Below are 17,188 nucleotides of genomic sequence, written 5' to 3'. Positions count from 1 at the left end.
ACGACCATTAAAAATGAATAAAGCAGATTAAAAATCTATGATTGTCAATTTGTAATGTTATTAAAACTTAGTGCTATAAAGGTTTAATACTTTGAAAAACAGTACTAAATAAACGCCTCAGGCTGCTTGGCATAAGGACGTGCAACATCTTTGCTAATAGTACCTTTTGAGACAAGGTTTTTAAGTGTTTGGTCAAGGGTAATCATGCCATCACCAGCACCCGTCTGAATAGAGGAGTACATCTGGGCGATTTTATTTTCACGTATCAAGTTACGAATAGCAGGCGTGCCTAGCATAATCTCATGCGCGGCAATTCGCCCGCCGGTTTGACGACGCAAAAGAGTCTGTGAGATGACCGCTTGCAACGATTCTGAAAGCATCGCTCGAATCATGTCTTTTTCAGCAGCAGGGAAGACGTCAATCACACGGTCAATGGTTTTTGCCGCTGAGCTAGTGTGCAAAGTACCAAAGACTAAGTGCCCTGTTTCTGCGGCGGTCAAGGCTAAGCGAATAGTCTCAAGGTCACGTAGCTCACCAACGAGGATAACGTCTGGATCTTCACGTAACGCAGAACGCAACGCAGGCTCGAAACCTAAAGTATCGCGGTGGACTTCACGTTGGTTAATCAAGCTCTTTTTAGACTCGTGGACAAATTCAATCGGGTCTTCAATGGTTAAAATATGCTCTTTACGCGTTTCATTGATATAGTCAATCATGGCCGCCAGCGTGGTAGACTTCCCTGAACCCGTCGGACCTGTAACCAATACCACGCCGCGTTTAAAGTCAGACACACGTTTGAAAACCTCGCCCATACCCAAGTCTTCCATGGTAAGGACTTTAGAGGGAATGGTACGAAAGACCGCGCCTGCACCGCGATTTTGGTTAAAAGCGTTAACACGAAAGCGCGCTAAATTTGGAATCTCAAAAGAGAAATCGGTCTCAAAAAACTCTTCAAAGTCGGCGCGCTGCTTATCATTCATGATGTCATAAATAAGCTGATGCACAACCTGATGGCTCATCTCTGGCATATTGATACGGGTCATCTCACCATCGACACGAATCATCGCTGGCATACCGGCTGAAATATGTAAATCTGAGGCTTTATGCTTGACCGTAAAGCGCAGCAAGTCTTCAATGCTTAAATTATTCTTTTCAGCCATAATCGGATATTCCTATCAATAAATAAGGGTGAGCCAAAAAGCGTATAGAATGTATAATGGATACGTATTCTATAACGCCATCTAAGCCAATCATCTTAAAAATATGTTGATCTTCGCTGTATTTGTTACCATTACTACTGTCTTTAGTAGTAAATGTTAGACCATGTAACAATATCATAACAAGACTATGGCTATTTAACCATCTACTATATAAATAAAATGCAAAAATAGTTCAGTAATTCTTTGTTTTACGAATATTGATTTATTATTTCTCTATTAAAAGAGTATTTATCAAAAGTTAAAATGACTTATAAAAATAATGATCTAAGACAATATAGTCTAATCCAAATAAAACCGATACAATCCTATTAACAATTGCATTTAATGAAATAAACGATGACTTATTCAATAGACTATCGCAAACAGGTACTTTCTAGCATAGCTGATGGTATGACCATACGAGAAGCTGCGCTATTTTATGGACTTAGCACCAGCACCATTCACAGCTGGCAGAAGAAATTAGCGCCTAAAACAACCAGAAATAAAGCACCGACTAAAATACCTGATGACGCCTTGATTGAAGACGTAAAAAGATACCCAGATGATTATAACTATGAAAGAGCTCGTCGCTTAAACTGTAGTAAAACGGGTATCTTTAATGCTTTAAAGCGTCTTGGTATCAGTCAAAAAAAAGACCTTAGAACATCCAAAAGCGTGTCCGATAAAAAGAGCGATATTCCAGAGTAGGCTTGATCGCTTTACGCAGCAAGGCTATCCCATTGTCTATATGGATGAAAGCGGCTTTGAGGCTGAAACCATTCGTTCTCATGGCTATGCACCGATTGGTAAACCCTGTATCGATAGCCACAACTGGCAAGCAAAGAAGCGTACGAATGTCATCGGAGCTCTCTATGAAAAAATGCTATTTGCGCTTGAGTACGTTGAGCAGAATATCAATAGCAATATATTTTATGATTGGTGTAAGTTCACACTTATTCCAAGTCTCAAGACTAAATGCGTGATTGTCATGGATAATGCTCGGTTTCATAAAAGCAAACGTATTCAAAAGCTACTCAACAGACATGGCCATCGTATTCTTTGGCTACCGCCGTACAGCCCTGATCTGAACCCTATCGAGAAGAAGTGGGCACAGGCTAAGTTTCTACGCCAAGGGTGGATGGAGAATAATCTACCTAAACTGTTTCATGATATGGGCTGTATCGATTTTATAACGACTTAACTATAGCATCCTTTATCCCTGTGAGCCTTTTATGAACGATATCTCTAAGCAAACCCATAAAAATAATATTCCTACTGTTGTGACTGCATTTGATACGCAAAATGAAGAAAGTGATGTCAATAATATAAATCTAATTGAAAGTTGGCAGCAGGTTAATAAACAGGTGGCGCAGGCGTGTGCCCAAGCGCCAAGGCAGCATAATGAAGTCACTTTACTGGCGGTATCTAAAACCAAGCCTGCTGAGATGGTTGCGACATTAGTGCGGCAAGGGCAGCGTGATTTTGGTGAAAATTATCTGCAAGAAGCGCTTGAAAAAATACAAGTTTTGCGAGAACAGCCAGAATGCGAATCTATCATTTGGCATTATATTGGTAGTATTCAGCGTAATAAGACCCGTGATATTGCTGAGCATTTTGATTGGGTGCAAACGCTGGAGCGCGAGATTATTGCCAAGCGCCTTAATGAGCAACGCCCAGCCGAGCTGCCGCCGCTTAATGTGCTGATACAAGTTAATATCGATAATGAAGACAGTAAGTCCGGCTGTTTACCAGCCGAATTGCCCGCATTGATATCTGCCATTAAACATTACGAGCGTTTGCAATTACGTGGTTTGATGATTATTCCGGCAAAAGCCAACACCGATGCCTTTGCTCGAACCAAGCAGTTATTTGAAGATATCAAGATTGAGCATCCAGAGTTACCGCAGTGGGATACGCTGAGCATGGGCATGAGTGGTGACATGGGTGAAGCCATTGCCAATGGCTCTACTATGGTGCGCGTCGGCACGGCAATATTTGGCGCGCGTGCCTGATTTTGAGCTTGTTATTAATTGACTGTTAAAGCATTAAACTACTAAGCTGACACTCAATTGATTCATCACATATTAATAGCAAATTTGAACTGCTTTTTTTACTTCACCGTTTCTTCAAGTTTGGTGACGAGTAGCTGGGTAATTTTAAGGTTATCAGTAGCGATAATCTCAAAACGATAATTGGCATATTCGATGGTATCGGTTTTTTTAGGAATTTTGCGCAGCATATACATCATAAAGCCGCTGATGGTTTCATAGTTCTGACTGCGCGGTAAATTAACAATATCTAGCGCCCGAATGACGTCTTCAATCGGCGTCATACCATCGATAAGCCAAGAGTTATCCGTACGCTGCACGATAGGCTGCTCTTCAACCGTCACCAGCTCACCCATGACAATACTCATCACATCGCGTAGGGTAATGACGCCAACCACCAAGCCATATTCATTAACGATAACCGCAAAGTCAGCGCCGGTCGATTTAAACATCTCTAAGACTTCAAACAAAGACAAGGTATCGGGTACAAATAACGCCGGCTTTAATAGCGCTTTGTCAGTTAGGCTAACCTCTTGTTGGTTAAGTACCAAGGCTAAAAAGCTGCGCGACTCTACATAACCGATAATTTGTTCTAAATCGTCTTCCTCACAGACCAAAAACTTATTATGCGGCTGCGCAATCATCACCTCGACCACTTCTTCGGTACTGGTCTTGCTATCAAAATAGACGATATGCTCACGCGGATTCATCACTGAGGTGACGGTACGCTCTTGCATCTCAAAGATGTTTTCGATCAAATGGTGCTCTTGTTTTTTGAGCACACCAGCTTCAGCGCCAGCGTCCATTACTGCATAGATATCTTCTGGAGTAATGTCATCTTGGCGAATGGTTGATATGTCAAAAAGCTCAAAGATAAGGTTTGCAGCGCCATCAAAGACCCAAATAACCGGCTTAAAAATAAAAGTCAACGCCATCATAGGGCGTACCAGTCGCACAGCAAAGATTTCTGCATTAGACATCGCCAAGCGCCTAGGCATCAAATCAGCAAGTAAGGAAAATAAACTGGTAATAAGCACGAACGAGATAATAGATGCCGCCGCTTCATGCTTAATCAACAGCTGCAAATAAGGGCTAATGGCTGACTCACCAACCGCACCGGCTGAAATGGCGACGGCGTTCAGAACAACTTGCACCACAGTAATAAATCCACCAGGATTTTCTTGCATATGCAGGACATCAAGGGCGCGGACTTCGCCTTCTTTTGCCATGATTTGGAGCTTAATCTTGCGACCAGCAGCGATGGCAATCTCGGCGGCAGAGACAAAGGCACTCAAGGTAAGTAATAAAAGAAGGAAGATAGTAGCGGTGATCAAACTCATGACGGACTCGGATAAAAATAGGTAGGGTAGCTAAATTAAAAACAGTAGTTGGAATAAGGTGAAGTAAGAGATTATGTATAAAAATTTGGGGCAAGTAGCAGATAGCGAAGATTATTTATCAATAAAAACTAAAAAAGCTGGGTAAGCACCCAGCTAATTATAAAACACTTGAATAAAGTTATATAAAAACTTAAATCTATCCAACCTTTTAGTTTGTAATTTAAATAGAGGTTAATCTAAAAAACAACGGCATATCTAAAAGGTTGTAATGATAAATCAGTAGTTAAAGCTTAGCCTTTTATTGACCATTTATTCACCAATGGGAAACGACGCTCGCGACCAAAGGCTTTATGGCTAATCTTAGTGCCAATCGGTGCTTGCGAGCGTTTATACTCGCTGTTATCAACCATTTTGATAACCTTGGCGACCAAATCAGCATCAAAGCCTTTATCGACGATATCTTGATAACCCATATCTTCATCGATATACGACATTAAGATACCATCTAAAACGTCATAATCAGGCAGGCTGTCTTGGTCTTTTTGATCAGGACGCAGCTCAGCCGATGGCGGACGCGTAATCACACGCTCAGGGATAACCGGCGTATCTTCTAAGCGGTTACGGTAGCTGGCAAGCTTATAAACTTGTGATTTATAAACGTCTTTTAGCACATCAAAGCCGCCAGCCATGTCACCGTATAACGTTGAATAACCAACCGCTAACTCTGATTTATTACCCGTAGTGATGACCAAATGACCAAATTTATTAGACAATGCCATCAGCACCACACCGCGTGCGCGCGCTTGGATATTCTCTTCGGTAGTATCAGCAGGTGACTTGTTAAATAGTGGCGCTAAGGTATGACGGATACCTTCAACCGCATCAAAAATCGGGCAAACGGTATAAGAAACATTTAAGCGACGTGCTTGTGCTTGCGCATCTTCTAAGCTGATTTGTGAAGTGTATTCGTACGGCATCATCACCGCATAGACTTTATCAGCGCCCAGAGCGTCGACGGCAATACACAAGGTCAAGGCTGAATCGATACCGCCTGATAAGCCAACGATGATGCCAGTAAAGCCTGAAAGATTGACATAATCACGTAGACCAACGACCAGCGCTTGGTACATCTCTGACTCACGGCTTAATGATAAAGGCGCTTTTGCTTGCGTATCAAATTTTGCCGTCTTTACATTAAATGTCGCTAGCATAAGCTGATTCATAAAGCGCGAGGCTTCGTGAGCTACGCTGCCATCGGCTTGAATCGCCATAGAGCCGCCGTCAAAGACCAAGTCATCTTGACCGCCAACAGCGTTTAGATAAACGATAGGCAAGTTATTTTCTCGACTACGTTTGGCCAGCATGGTTTTACGGTTGTCTTGTTTTTCAATCTCAAACGGTGAGGCGTTTAAGCTCACAATCAGGTCAGCGCCTTGTTTTTTAAGCTCGGCAATCGGACCTTTTTCCCATAAATCTTCGCAGATAAGCAAACCGATGGTAATGCCTTTATAGTCAAACAAGACTTGGTTGCGACCTTTATCAAAATAACGGCGCTCATCAAATACGCCATAATTTGGCAAGATTTGTTTATGATAAAAGCCTTTCTGATGACCATTATGCAAAATCGCAGCCGAGTTAAAGGTGCCATGATGGTCAACATGCGGATAGCCTACAATCATCACGATATCATCGATATCACTTAAAGACGACAGCGCGCTTTTGATACGTCCTGAAAGGCTAGGACGTAGCAATAAATCTTGTGGTGGGTAGCCCAATAATGCTAACTCTGGGAAGATAATCACATCAGCGCCTTGCTCACGGGCTTGTAGTGCAAGCGTGCGCATTTTTTCAGCGTTAGCAGTGATATCACCAACCAAAAAATGCGATTGCGCTAGCGCAAAAGTCACGCTGTCTTGTGGTTTAGATGCCGTATTGGCGTCATTTGAGGCAGTAGAATTGGGATTATCAGTATCTTTTGCAGTGTCTCTTGACATTGTTATTGTTCCTATCAATAGGTTGTGTAAATGTGTTGAATCCGTCTTGGTTTCAAATAAAACCAAATCAAAGTAATTTATAAAAGTAACGCAAAATATAAGTGTTTAATCAGGCACTCAAAACACGACGCTTGAATAGTGAGTCGAAATAATGAGCGCCAAGCTTGGATAGGCATCAATATAATGCTTATCGACAATACCAAAATATGCAGCGCCGCTCTAAATACCCGTGATTAAGACAGTCTAGAGTAGGGTGGCAGATGAGGATTGCAAGAAGTAATTTTCAAAACGCCAAGGCTGATAATGCTAAAAACCTATAAGGTCATACTAACTTAACAGCATTCGAGCGTTCAGATTAATCCCTTTAGTATAACATCAATTGTCCGTACTAATAGAACTGAGCAGTGATTTAGCTGGCAAGATATCACAGCATAATTGACTAAAAAGGTGCTAGATAGCCGTTATGCTACAGGGATAAATCTGCTTGGGAATTTTTACGTGCAAGCACCCATATTCACTGATAATGCGTACAGATAAATGTAAGTAAAGATTACAACATAGTCTTATTTATTGGGTTTGTTTTATTGCATAATAAACCGTTACTGTCGGCGGGTTACCTCATTTAAGCGCAGGTAAATATCAAATTAACGCTATTTTAATCAGCAAAGATTATTTTTAGAAATTAATGCTGTTTTGCTTGCCAAATATGATGTTTATAAAGGTGCTGTATGGTACGGTAGCTCTATTGCGCGCGCTATTGACAGCAACTTTTTTACGCTGCAGTTACGACGAAACTTATTATCCAATATTAATTATTACCTAATATTTACCACTTAACATACTCGCTAAGGGATACCAATAATAGACATGTTCGGGAACGGACAAGCTCTGTGATTTTTATCCACCTATTTATAAACGTTACAGCAAAGCCGGATTGGCTTTTTGCTGCCTGCTCTTGGTTTATACGCTATGATTGAAAACTGGACAAAAGAATTTCTTATTCAGCGCTTATTGGCCATTACCTTATTGGTGGTGCTGTTCGTATTATGTTTCCAAGTCGTACAGTTTTTTATTGTACCAGCGCTATGGGCAGCGATTTTAGCCTACGTGACTTTTCCTATTTATAATTTTTTTCACCAAAGAGTTCGATTCAGCTCAAACTTTAGCGCCGCTATTATGACGGTGAGCATCACGCTTATGATTGGTGTGCCGCTCGTCGTTGGTATCTTTATTTTGCAGCAAGAAGCGTTAAGTCTTATTAGTAATTTAGTCTATCGCATCAAAGTGGGCTATTTGGATGTGCCTGATTCTGTCAAAGATTTGCCCATCATCGGTCAGCAAGTCAAAGATGTGCTATGGAGAATCAATAAAAACCCTGAGGGGACGCTAGAGGCTTTTCGTCTTTGGGTACAGTCGCATCTATATTATGGCAAAGTCGCTTTTGATGTCGTCTTCAGTGGTTTGGCCAAACTTGGTATGGCGTTGATGACGTTGTTTTTCTTTTATCGCGATGGCACCAGTTTGGTACGTCAAATCCGTCAAGCGCTGCGTAATATCATTGGCAATCGTATCGATGGTTACATTGATTCGGTCGGTACGACCACGCGCGCGGTCGTCTATGGTATCGGCTTGACTGCATTGGCGCAGGCATTGCTCGCGGGTATTGGTTACTATTTCGCTGGCGCGCCAAGTCCTATCTTACTTACCATTGTGACTTTTATCATTGCCTTAATTCCCTTTGGTACGCCATTTGTTTGGGGCGCGGTATCGATTTGGTTATTGAGCCAAGGACATACCGTAGAAGGGATTGGCTTAGCGCTTTGGGGTATACTGGTTATCAGTTGGGTTGATAACCTTATCCGTCCTATCGTCATTAGCGGCGCCACCAAAATTCCTTTTATCATTATTTTTATCGGGGTATTGGGCGGTTTAACCGCGTTTGGTTTTGTTGGTTTATTTATTGGTCCTGTGGTATTGGCAATCGGCCTTGCCGTATGGCGTGAATGGATATCGCAGCATAAGAATGAGTTGTTTGCCCAGCAAGAAGGGATGTTGGTTGACGGTCCACTGCAACCTAAAGCTACTGAGCAAAAAGCTACGGAGAAAAAAATGCCTGAGCAAAATAAAGACGAAAATACCGTTTCTACTGACCAAACAGAAGGTTAAAAAGAGAAGCGCATAGAGTTTGATAATAAAAAACACACTGTCCTAATGATGCGATGGTTGATAAGAAACCTTTATAAATAGGGATATTTAAAGATGCCTAATGCCAGCACTACGAATAACGATAATATGCGTCCTCTGACCATTGTTGCTGATAGCAATATCGCCAGCCTTAATGAGTTTTTTAATGCATCAACGCTTGGGCAAGAGACGAAGCGCACGGTGAAGATTTTTGCCGTCGCTGGACGTGATATCAATGCCCAGTTGCTCGCAGAGTTGCAACCTGATGTACTATTGATACGTTCGGTGACGCCAGTAGGCGCGTCACTATTGGCAGATAATAACAGTGTGAAGTTTGTTGGTTCGGCGACCATCGGTACCGATCATGTCGATCAAGATTATTTGGTAGCACGCAATATAACCTTTGCTAATGCCGCTGGCTGTAGTAAGCATTCGGTTGCGCAATATGTACTAACTGCGGCCTTAACCTTACGCCCGCAGTATTGGCAGCCATCGATACCGCCCGTAACCTTAGGCATTATCGGACTGGGTAATATTGGCAGCACCCTTGCGCAATATGCTCATGATTTAGGTTGGCAGGTATGGGGTTACGATCCGCTGCTGCCTGCATCGAATATTAATAATGCCAGCTTTGGGCAGGTAATTAGCCAAAGTGATGTAATCAGCTTGCATGTGCCGTTAACCGATAAAAAAGATAATGCTAATCCTAATGGCAGCGACTATCCAACCCGGTATTTAATCGATAACAATGCCTTGGATGTGATGCCTGCAGATACATTATTAATCAATAGCGCGCGCGGACCGGTTATTAATGCGCATGACTTAGTAGCTGATATTGAACGTACGGGTCGCCAAGTGGTGCTCGATGTGTTTGAACATGAGCCAGAGATTGCTGAGCGCTTACTGTCCAAACTTGCGATTGCCACACCGCATATCGCAGGCTACACGGTCGAAGGTAAACTGCGTGGTACGCAAATTATCTATGATGCGCTTTGTGAAAAACTGGCGGTCACACCGGCGCAGTCTATGCATACGCTATTGCCGCTCAATATGTTTTTATGGTCTGAGCTCAAGGCGCATCCTGAGAGACTGATTAAATTTTATAATATCATGCAAGATGATGCTGCACTGCGAAGTAAGTTAGCTGATGGTCAAGTAAAGGGCGCCGACTTTGATCAATTGCGCCGAGATTATCATTTACGCCGTGAATGGCAATCGTAAAAATTAGGCGTTTTTAAAAGTTAGCTGGTTTTAAAAGTCAGGCAGCCTTAAAACTTAAAACATCATTTTAAAATCTATTTTTTATCCTTAAGTTGCAGTAAATAATAATGACTCAAGCAAGTAATTTCTTTTCTAAACCCAGCTATGCGCCGACCATGACCGTATCAATGGCACAAAAGCGTGCGCAATTCATGAGTGCTATTCGGCAGTTTTTTGCCACGCGTCACGTGCTCGAAGTACAGACGCCCTTGTTATCGCAAGCAGGCAATACTGATACCTTTTTGCAGTCAGTAGCGGCGCAGGTCACTTACCAAGATAAACCTTGCACCTATTATCTGCATACGTCGCCTGAGTTCGCCATGAAGCGGCTACTTGCCAGCTGGCAGGTGCCCATTTATCAGATTTGTCCGGTATTTCGAGATAATGAGATAGGCGTGCGTCATAATATTGAATTCACCATGCTCGAATGGTATCAGCCGAACTACAGCTTAGATGATATGGCTGCTGAATTGGGCGAGTTACTTGAAGCGCTTTACGGTTATCCGATTGTGCTGAGTCATTACCGTTACGTCGATGCCTTTATGGATTTCGTTGGTATCCATCCGTTAACGGCCAGTATTGCGGCGCTACAAGCGGTGGCAGAAGATAAGGGTTCGACAGGGTTTGATTTTAATAGTGCAGAAAATGGCGCCACCAATAGTGAAGAAGATATTCGTCAAAGCTGGTTAGATTTACTATTTAGTCATGCCGTCGAGCCAAATTTGGGTCATGATTTGCCGACGCTGATTATAGAATATCCACCTGCAACGGCGGCATTGGCAAAAATGGCTAAGGATAAAGACGGTAATACAGTTGCTAAGCGCTTTGAGCTCTATATTAATGGTATTGAGATTGCCAATGCTTACGATGAGCTGGCAGATGGGCAGGCGTTAAGAGCGCGCTTTGAGCGCGACAATCAATTGCGTCAGCATCATAACTTGCCACAAATGCCAATTGATGAGCATTTATTAGCAGCGTCTGATGATTTAATACCTTGTAGTGGTATCGCAGTCGGTATTGATAGATTGTTGATGGTTATAACAGGCGCTAGCAGCTTAGAGGATGTGATTCCTTTTCCCAGTGGCTTAGCTTAGTTGCTCTTTGATATCGTTTAACGTAACCGTTAATTTTTAAACAATCTATCAGAAAAAAGCGCGTAAACCGGAAGGCTTAGGCGCTTTTCTATTTCTGTACGGCTTTTTATAATGCTGCAAAGCTGCATATTGTTTGTTATAACTTTTGTTTATTACAGTTTAGCAAGCGCTGCATCAATGGTAGTTTCGCCATTATGCATGCTAAAGACTTTCTTATTGGTATTATCAGCATTGAGTACAGCTGCCAACGTCGTAGCCACATCTGCAATTGAGTTTTCACCCGCATTGTCATCATTAATAGTGATTTTACCCGTTGCTTCACGCTCTTTTAGTGCACCTGCTTGCACGATAGTATAATCAAGTTTGCTGTTATTAACCAACCACTGATCGGCGTAATGCTTACAGATATAGTATTCTTTTAAGTCAGCAATACCAGGATTGTCCCATTTGCTAGTGTCTAATGAAAACACCGTACTAAGCATGATATAGCGTTTAATACCTTTATCTTCTGTTGCCTGCATGGTTTTGACCGCACCATGTAAATCAACTTCTAAGACATCTTTACCACCTGAACCAGCAACAAAGTAAACGGCATCGATATCTGATTCAATTTGATGTTGAATTGCGTCTTTTTCAGCAGTGATATCCAAATCTAATTGGCTGTAATTATCATCAGTAAAGAGTTTTTCCTCCTGACGGGTGGTGCCAATCACTTGATGGTTATTTGCTAATAGCTGCTTAACCAAATCTGTACCCACTCGACCACTGGCGCCAATCACTAAAATTTTCATATTCATTCCTATTTTTATATACGTTTCCTATACGTTATCGTTATTTTAAAATTTATCGTTTAAAAATCATTTGTTTAAAAACCAATTATTCAAAAACCGATTGTTTTGAAAGCTGCATATAGCGTAACAAGAATGATGAGCACACTTCGTTATGAAGCGTGCCGTTTGCATAGTGTTTGGTTATGGAGTGTATACGGTTTGCAAGCCTGTGCTTTATAAAAACTGTTCTTTATAAAGGTGCTCTCTATAAAAATTGCTATTTATAAAAGCGGCTATTCATAAGAATAAGAAAGTTATAACAAGGGTTAGAAAGGGTAGCTGTCCAATAATGCGTAAGAAAATTAACGTACTAAGCGATTAAGACCATCGGCAAAGGCTTTTTTATCGCGGTCGCCATAAGGTTTCTGGCCACTCATTTCTTGCAGCTCGAGCACGCCCGTGCCACGCATGGTATCCATAAAATCGCGCATATTAAGCTTTTGCTTGATGTTATTTTTATCATAGACCATACCGCGGGTGGTTAAAACCATACCGCCTTTATCCAAAATATCATTGGCCAAGGGAATGTCGCTAGTGATGGCTAAATCGCCTGGCTGGATTTGCTCAACGATATAATCATCGGCTTTATCAAACCCTGATGGCACCACTGTCATGACGAGCAGCGGTGATTTGCGCAGTTTAATCGGCTGATTGGCGACAAATATCGCCATGGTTTGCGTACGTTCAGCCGTTTTGATAATCAAGTCTTTGGCAATCAGAGGCACCGAATCAGCATCTACCCAAATCTGCATTATTTCTGAGCCTTATCTGTATTTGATAGCTGGTCGTTTGATAGCTGGTCTATATCTCCTAAACCCTCTGGTTGGCTCTCTTTAACATTGATAGCAGCATCTTCTACAGCTTGGTCAGTTTCCGTGCTGGCTGTTTGCTCTGGTGTTTTTGCTTGGTTCTCGGTAACCATAGGCGCTAACTTTTTATCAAGACCGACTTTATTAGGCAAGACAGCAACCAGCTTAGCGAGGGCAATATCTAAGTCAGCAACGTCATTTGGCATCAAGGTAATATGCGCAATTTTACGATCCTCGCGCTCAGCCTTATGGTAGCTATGATAATGGGCGCCATCGATATTGAGCACCGCGCTGATATCAGGATATTGACCCAACACATTCAGCATAATCGCTGGGTGGACGTTATCGGTATCGCCTAAGGGTAGATTGACCACCGCGCGAATATGGTTCTCAAACTGACTGGTAATCGCGCCTTCGATACTCCAATGTCCAGAGTTATGAACGCGTGGGGCAATCTCGTTGGCCAGCAGATAGTCGTTACCACGCGTATCTTTAGTCACAAATAGCTCAAGCGCCATCACACCAACATAACCTAAATGATTCATCACAGTGGTAATGGCATCGGTTGCTTGTTGGAACAAATGGCTAGTACCAACGGCAGGCGCGCGCGTTTTGGCCAATATACCGTTATGATGATGGTTTTCGACCAAATCATAGCAGCGTACTTGACCGTTTTGGGCGCGTGCAGCAATGATAGATACTTCACGGCTAAAGTTAATAAAGCCTTCTGCAATGAGGGGAGCAGACGTTGGCGTTAGTGCGCCTTTACCACTAACTGCATCTTTAAGCTCATGCCAAGCAACGGTAATATCACTTTCTTCTTTGATGACAAACTGACCTTTACCATCATAACCACCGCGGCTAGTCTTTAGGACGATAGGCAATCCTAGCTCGTCGCAAGCTTGCTTTAATTCTGCTTCAGAATTAACCGCCATAAATGGTACGGTGGCGATATCAAGCTCATTAAACATGCCTTTTTCTTTTAAGCGATCTTGGGCGATATCAAGGGCAATTGGTGGCGGAAACATGCCTTGCTTGCTGCCAGATTTTGACAAGCTGGCTAGCTGTTCAACGGTAGCAGTAGGCGTATTTTCAAACTCTAAGGTAAAGACGTTAGCTGCGGCAATAAATGCTTCTAATTGCTCGCTATGAAAAACTTTTCCGTATAGGCTGGCAGGACATTCGGCATTGTCTTCTAAAAATACGCACTGATAACCGAGCGGCATGGCGGCTTCGGCGAGCATCATGCCAAGCTGACCACCGCCTAAAATACCGATGGTACGAATGGTTTGGGTTACAGGATAAGCGTTCGCTGTAGTCATGGCAGGCTCTTTACATTAAAAATGAATAAGGGATTTTGAGTACTAATATCTAAAATTTACGGGATAAAACTTATGCGATTAAAATAGGAAAAGGTGCACTGTATGCACCTTGTATTTAGTAGAACGCATCTGAGTAAAAATATCAAGTTTAGAACATTGCTCGTTAATTTGGTATTCAGGTTTGATATTGAGAGTTAAAAACCAGATGATTGCGCTTAATTTCTCTTGGTTAATATTGCAGTTCTGCTAAGGGTGTTTTTGTCAAAACTTAACGCCATCTGGCTGAGTTTACTTACTTTATTGATTGATAATACCGGGTGTTGGGCTGGCAAGAATGGTATCGGTTTGCGCTTGACGCATATTATCCAGCTTAGTCGCAATTGATTCATCATGCAATGCTAACACCTGAATAGCAAGGAGAGCAGCGTTATAGGCGCCAGCTGCACCAATCGCTAATGTCCCAACGGCCACGCCTTTTGGCATTTGTACGATAGAAAGTAAGCTATCCCAACCACTGAGCATTGATGATTTAACAGGGACACCAAAGACAGGTAGCGGCGTTTGACTGGCACACATACCGGGCAGATGCGCGGCACCACCAGCCCCAGCGATAATCACCTGCAAGCCGTTGCCTTTGGCGCTTTTGGCATAATCAAACAATCTATCAGGGGTACGATGCGCTGACACCACTTCACATTCAAAGGCAATATCAAAGTCGGCAAGTAATTGCGCTGCGGCACTCATGGTTGCCCAGTCAGACTGCGAGCCCATGATAATACCTACTTTTGGCTGACCAGCAGGAGAGGTGATTGGGCTGTTTTGCTCAACAGGGGTAACGGTAGCCGATGTGGTGCTCATGCTTTGATATCCTCAAAAGGACCATCATACAAAAGTTTTGCTGCCTTCGTAAAGCCAAGTTTGCTGTTTAATGGCAAAGCTGGCTAAATAACGCTGATTTTATGCATTTATCTTTTTTATGCCTTTATCTTTGAGTCTTCATCATGACGATACTGTACGAAGTTATGGGCTTTTAGTGGTAATGGCTGCTCGGTATCGAGCTGATAACAGGTTAAATAACCGCTATCAATCGCTGCCGAATAATCGGTACAAGCAACCTGCGGGCTAAGGGGTTGCGGCGCGCCTGTTAGCCAATAATGACCGACGAATACCGGTTTATGAGTTTTAAGGGCAAATTCGATATTTTCTGCTAGGGCATCGCTTGGAATCTGTGCCAATCCTGAGCTTGGCGCACGGGCAATCTCATGAATAGTACGTTTATTCAGCTCATCAAGCCACCAACGCACGCGTACTTGCGAGCGCGCTGCCCCATCTTTATCGACCATGACTAAACCATCGGGTAACGCCGTTTCTACGCCCTTTAGCACGCGCTCAAGCGCTTCATAAGCAGGGCTATGCTTTTGCGCCGTGGCGACAACGGCGTCAGGCGTCAAGCAATTATCGGCGGTCAATAGCGGCTTTAATACCGCCATGCTATCGACATCCCAGCAAGCGTGTACAAAGCAAGCGTATTCAGTCTCAAGCCACAATGGAGTCTCATAAAAGCGCTGCAACCAATATTGATGCGCTTCTGAGCCAAACGGGACTTCGGCTAAAAAGGTTTCATGCTGGCGCACGTGAACATCGCTATGCGAGCGTAAATAGCGCTCAGGTTGCTCTGGGTCAAGCATGGCAAAGGTGAGCGCATTGTATTCATGATTGCCCATCACCGCATCGGCAACGCCTGCATCTAGCATAGCAAAGACTATCTCTAGTGAAGCTACTTGCTGCGGCCCACGGTCAATGAAATCACCAATAAATAGCGCCCGATGACCCGCTGGCGGTACAAAATAGGTGCCATTATGAACATAGCCTAACTGCTTTAGGAGTCCGACCAACTTGTCAGCATAACCGTGAATATCACCAATAACATCTATAATCATAATAATTATCAAATTCTTAAATATTTTATTAAATATAAGTTTGCGCAAGATACTAAGCAATACTAAGCAATACCAAGCGATCTAAATAGCGATATAAATGAAGCATTACTTGGCTATTTAAACTGCGTTAATGAACTAAGCTTTTATTTTTATTTGTTAATTTTACCACTGAGCTTTTTATGACTTGGTTTTAATAGCACCTCTAAAACCCAGGAGATAAGAGCGCATTTAAAAAGTGCGGTAATACTTGAGGTTCTAAAATAATCGTCGCAATTACCCCGAATGCGCCGCCCCACATATGTGCCATATGATTGATATTAGAGCCACCACGTTTGTCCGCATAAATACTATAAGCGACGTAAGCGACCGCAAATAATATCGCTGGGATAGGGACAACAGCAAATAGATAAATCTTTTCCCATGGTGCCAGCAGAATAAAAGCAAATAAGACCGCCGATACACCGCCTGACGCCCCGAGGCTTAGGTAGCTGGCACTATCTTTATGTTTAATATAGCTTGGAACCATCGCGACAACGATAGCCAACACATAAAAAACCACGAAACCATAACCGAATAAAAACGACTGATATAAGCCTTCGATAGCCCGACCAAAAAAGTATAGGGTAAACATATTAAACAGCAAATGCATCCCATCAGCATGAATAAAACCATGCGTCACAAAGCGATCCCATTGACCATTTTTCACCGCTGGCGGATAGAAAATAAGTCGATTAAACACGGCTTTGTTTTGCCATGCCAATAAACTGACAATAACGGTGATGATAATAATAAGCGTCGTATGGTTAAACAAAGGGGAATCCTTAGGCCGAGCCTGATAGATGGCAATGATATAAATCGTAACGCTTAAAGCCCAAGTGTCTTGGCTCAATAACAACTACTATTAATGATAATAACGCTAAAACGGTAAATAGCTACTAATATAAGTAGCCACTAAATATGAGTAATGATAAAGCATTCAGGCATGATATTAGCAATAATAACAGCGATGCCGAGGCAAAAAACCAATACACGACAAAATTGTGCTTTAATAATCGTTTATATTAAATAATATAACAGCGTAGCAGGCAGAATGAGTAATGCTTCGTATACTGACCGTAACGATTCACGACAGCATAAAGACCAAACATAATAGTTAATAATAGACCTA

The 17,188-nt window shown here is 42.5% G+C and carries 15 protein-coding genes; 6 read left to right on the top strand and 9 right to left on the bottom strand.

Translation table 11 applies throughout. From position 1 onward, the window contains the following. Nucleotides 1–104 precede the first annotated feature (104 nt). Nucleotides 105–1,160: a type IV pilus twitching motility protein PilT gene (locus tag ACP7AA_RS06705; RefSeq protein WP_149490560.1), complete on the bottom strand. Its 1,056-nt coding sequence runs from the start codon at nucleotides 1,158–1,160 to the stop codon at nucleotides 105–107. A 396-nt stretch (nucleotides 1,161–1,556) separates the two neighbouring features. Between ACP7AA_RS06705 and ACP7AA_RS06700 the strand changes: the two genes are divergently transcribed. From ACP7AA_RS06700 to ACP7AA_RS06690, 3 genes are all read left to right on the top strand, one after another. Then, nucleotides 1,557–1,907: an IS630 transposase-related protein gene (locus ACP7AA_RS06700; protein ID WP_426223030.1), complete on the top strand. Its 351-nt coding sequence runs from the start codon at nucleotides 1,557–1,559 to the stop codon at nucleotides 1,905–1,907. After that, on the top strand, nucleotides 1,834–2,400 hold the full coding sequence (locus ACP7AA_RS06695; RefSeq protein WP_426223029.1) for an IS630 family transposase: 567 nt from the start codon (nucleotides 1,834–1,836) through the stop codon (nucleotides 2,398–2,400). The genes ACP7AA_RS06700 and ACP7AA_RS06695 overlap by 74 nt, the downstream gene beginning before the upstream one ends. A gap of 79 nt (nucleotides 2,401–2,479) precedes the next feature. After that, on the top strand, nucleotides 2,480–3,211 hold the full coding sequence (locus tag ACP7AA_RS06690) for a YggS family pyridoxal phosphate-dependent enzyme (protein ID WP_426223273.1): 732 nt from the start codon (nucleotides 2,480–2,482) through the stop codon (nucleotides 3,209–3,211). 98 nt (nucleotides 3,212–3,309) lie between these two features. On the opposite strand, the gene ACP7AA_RS06685 is transcribed toward ACP7AA_RS06690, so the two are convergent. Both ACP7AA_RS06685 and ACP7AA_RS06680 read right to left on the bottom strand, forming a co-directional pair. Then, entirely contained in the window at nucleotides 3,310–4,587 is a 1,278-nt protein-coding gene (locus ACP7AA_RS06685; RefSeq protein WP_298908117.1) for a hemolysin family protein, read from the bottom strand. Nucleotides 4,588–4,877: 290 nt separating this feature from the next. Continuing rightward, the gene (locus ACP7AA_RS06680; protein WP_201562350.1) at nucleotides 4,878–6,581 is read right to left on the bottom strand and encodes an NAD+ synthase; all 1,704 of its coding nucleotides are present in this window, start codon (nucleotides 6,579–6,581) and stop codon (nucleotides 4,878–4,880) included. A 969-nt stretch (nucleotides 6,582–7,550) separates the two neighbouring features. Between ACP7AA_RS06680 and ACP7AA_RS06675 the strand changes: the two genes are divergently transcribed. The 3 genes from ACP7AA_RS06675 to epmA all read left to right on the top strand — a co-directional run bounded on the left by ACP7AA_RS06675 (nucleotide 7,551) and on the right by epmA (nucleotide 11,119). Further along, the gene (locus ACP7AA_RS06675) at nucleotides 7,551–8,747 is read left to right on the top strand and encodes an AI-2E family transporter (protein ID WP_298908120.1); all 1,197 of its coding nucleotides are present in this window, start codon (nucleotides 7,551–7,553) and stop codon (nucleotides 8,745–8,747) included. Between the two features lie 126 nt (nucleotides 8,748–8,873). Beyond that, a complete protein-coding gene (locus ACP7AA_RS06670) occupies nucleotides 8,874–9,986 on the top strand; it encodes a 4-phosphoerythronate dehydrogenase (RefSeq protein ID WP_426223272.1) in 1,113 nt (370 codons plus the stop codon). Nucleotides 9,987–10,093: 107 nt separating this feature from the next. After that, nucleotides 10,094–11,119 (top strand): EF-P lysine aminoacylase EpmA, encoded by a 1,026-nt coding sequence (gene epmA / locus ACP7AA_RS06665; RefSeq protein ID WP_426223028.1) that lies wholly within the window; start codon nucleotides 10,094–10,096, stop codon nucleotides 11,117–11,119. 152 nt (nucleotides 11,120–11,271) lie between these two features. Here epmA and ACP7AA_RS06660 read toward each other — a convergent pair whose 3' ends face one another. From ACP7AA_RS06660 to ACP7AA_RS06635, 6 genes are all read right to left on the bottom strand, one after another. Beyond that, nucleotides 11,272–11,910, bottom strand: coding sequence for an NAD(P)H-binding protein (locus ACP7AA_RS06660; RefSeq protein ID WP_426223027.1), 639 nt, complete (start codon nucleotides 11,908–11,910; stop codon nucleotides 11,272–11,274). A gap of 341 nt (nucleotides 11,911–12,251) precedes the next feature. Next, nucleotides 12,252–12,701, bottom strand: a complete 450-nt coding sequence (locus ACP7AA_RS06655; RefSeq protein ID WP_021814375.1) for a YaiI/YqxD family protein — start codon at nucleotides 12,699–12,701, stop codon at nucleotides 12,252–12,254. Next, nucleotides 12,701–14,080, bottom strand: a complete 1,380-nt coding sequence (locus ACP7AA_RS06650) for a 5-(carboxyamino)imidazole ribonucleotide synthase (protein ID WP_426223026.1) — start codon at nucleotides 14,078–14,080, stop codon at nucleotides 12,701–12,703. The genes ACP7AA_RS06655 and ACP7AA_RS06650 overlap by 1 nt, the downstream gene beginning before the upstream one ends. Before the next feature lie 297 nt (nucleotides 14,081–14,377). After that, nucleotides 14,378–14,938, bottom strand: coding sequence for a 5-(carboxyamino)imidazole ribonucleotide mutase (purE, locus tag ACP7AA_RS06645; protein ID WP_288726591.1), 561 nt, complete (start codon nucleotides 14,936–14,938; stop codon nucleotides 14,378–14,380). Nucleotides 14,939–15,054: 116 nt separating this feature from the next. Then, complete coding sequence (locus ACP7AA_RS06640) at nucleotides 15,055–16,020, bottom strand: metallophosphoesterase (RefSeq protein ID WP_426223025.1); 966 nt, start codon at nucleotides 16,018–16,020, stop codon at nucleotides 15,055–15,057. A gap of 202 nt (nucleotides 16,021–16,222) precedes the next feature. Beyond that, on the bottom strand, nucleotides 16,223–16,831 hold the full coding sequence (locus ACP7AA_RS06635; RefSeq protein ID WP_201562339.1) for a rhomboid family intramembrane serine protease: 609 nt from the start codon (nucleotides 16,829–16,831) through the stop codon (nucleotides 16,223–16,225). Between the last annotated feature and the right edge of the window lie 357 nt (nucleotides 16,832–17,188).

Origin of the sequence: Psychrobacter sp. DWR1-2-3 (genome assembly GCF_049896465.1) — a bacterium.
GTDB lineage: Bacteria > Pseudomonadota > Gammaproteobacteria > Pseudomonadales > Moraxellaceae > Psychrobacter > Psychrobacter maritimus.
Note: the sequence above shows the minus strand (reverse complement) of the source record. Positions and strands in the feature narration are given on the sequence as shown.

Coding starts and splice junctions, on each gene's coding strand:
- ACP7AA_RS06700 (WP_426223030.1), top strand. CDS start 1,557: ATGACTTATTCAATAGACTATCGCAAACAGGTACTTTCTAGCATAGCT.
- ACP7AA_RS06640 (WP_426223025.1), bottom strand. CDS start 16,020: ATGATTATAGATGTTATTGGTGATATTCACGGTTATGCTGACAAGTTG.
- ACP7AA_RS06705 (WP_149490560.1), bottom strand. CDS start 1,160: ATGGCTGAAAAGAATAATTTAAGCATTGAAGACTTGCTGCGCTTTACG.
- purE (WP_288726591.1), bottom strand. CDS start 14,938: ATGAGCACCACATCGGCTACCGTTACCCCTGTTGAGCAAAACAGCCCA.
- ACP7AA_RS06655 (WP_021814375.1), bottom strand. CDS start 12,701: ATGCAGATTTGGGTAGATGCTGATTCGGTGCCTCTGATTGCCAAAGAC.
- ACP7AA_RS06660 (WP_426223027.1), bottom strand. CDS start 11,910: ATGAAAATTTTAGTGATTGGCGCCAGTGGTCGAGTGGGTACAGATTTG.
- ACP7AA_RS06685 (WP_298908117.1), bottom strand. CDS start 4,587: ATGAGTTTGATCACCGCTACTATCTTCCTTCTTTTATTACTTACCTTG.
- ACP7AA_RS06670 (WP_426223272.1), top strand. CDS start 8,874: ATGCGTCCTCTGACCATTGTTGCTGATAGCAATATCGCCAGCCTTAAT.
- ACP7AA_RS06675 (WP_298908120.1), top strand. CDS start 7,551: ATGATTGAAAACTGGACAAAAGAATTTCTTATTCAGCGCTTATTGGCC.
- ACP7AA_RS06650 (WP_426223026.1), bottom strand. CDS start 14,080: ATGACTACAGCGAACGCTTATCCTGTAACCCAAACCATTCGTACCATC.
- epmA (WP_426223028.1), top strand. CDS start 10,094: ATGACTCAAGCAAGTAATTTCTTTTCTAAACCCAGCTATGCGCCGACC.
- ACP7AA_RS06680 (WP_201562350.1), bottom strand. CDS start 6,581: ATGTCAAGAGACACTGCAAAAGATACTGATAATCCCAATTCTACTGCC.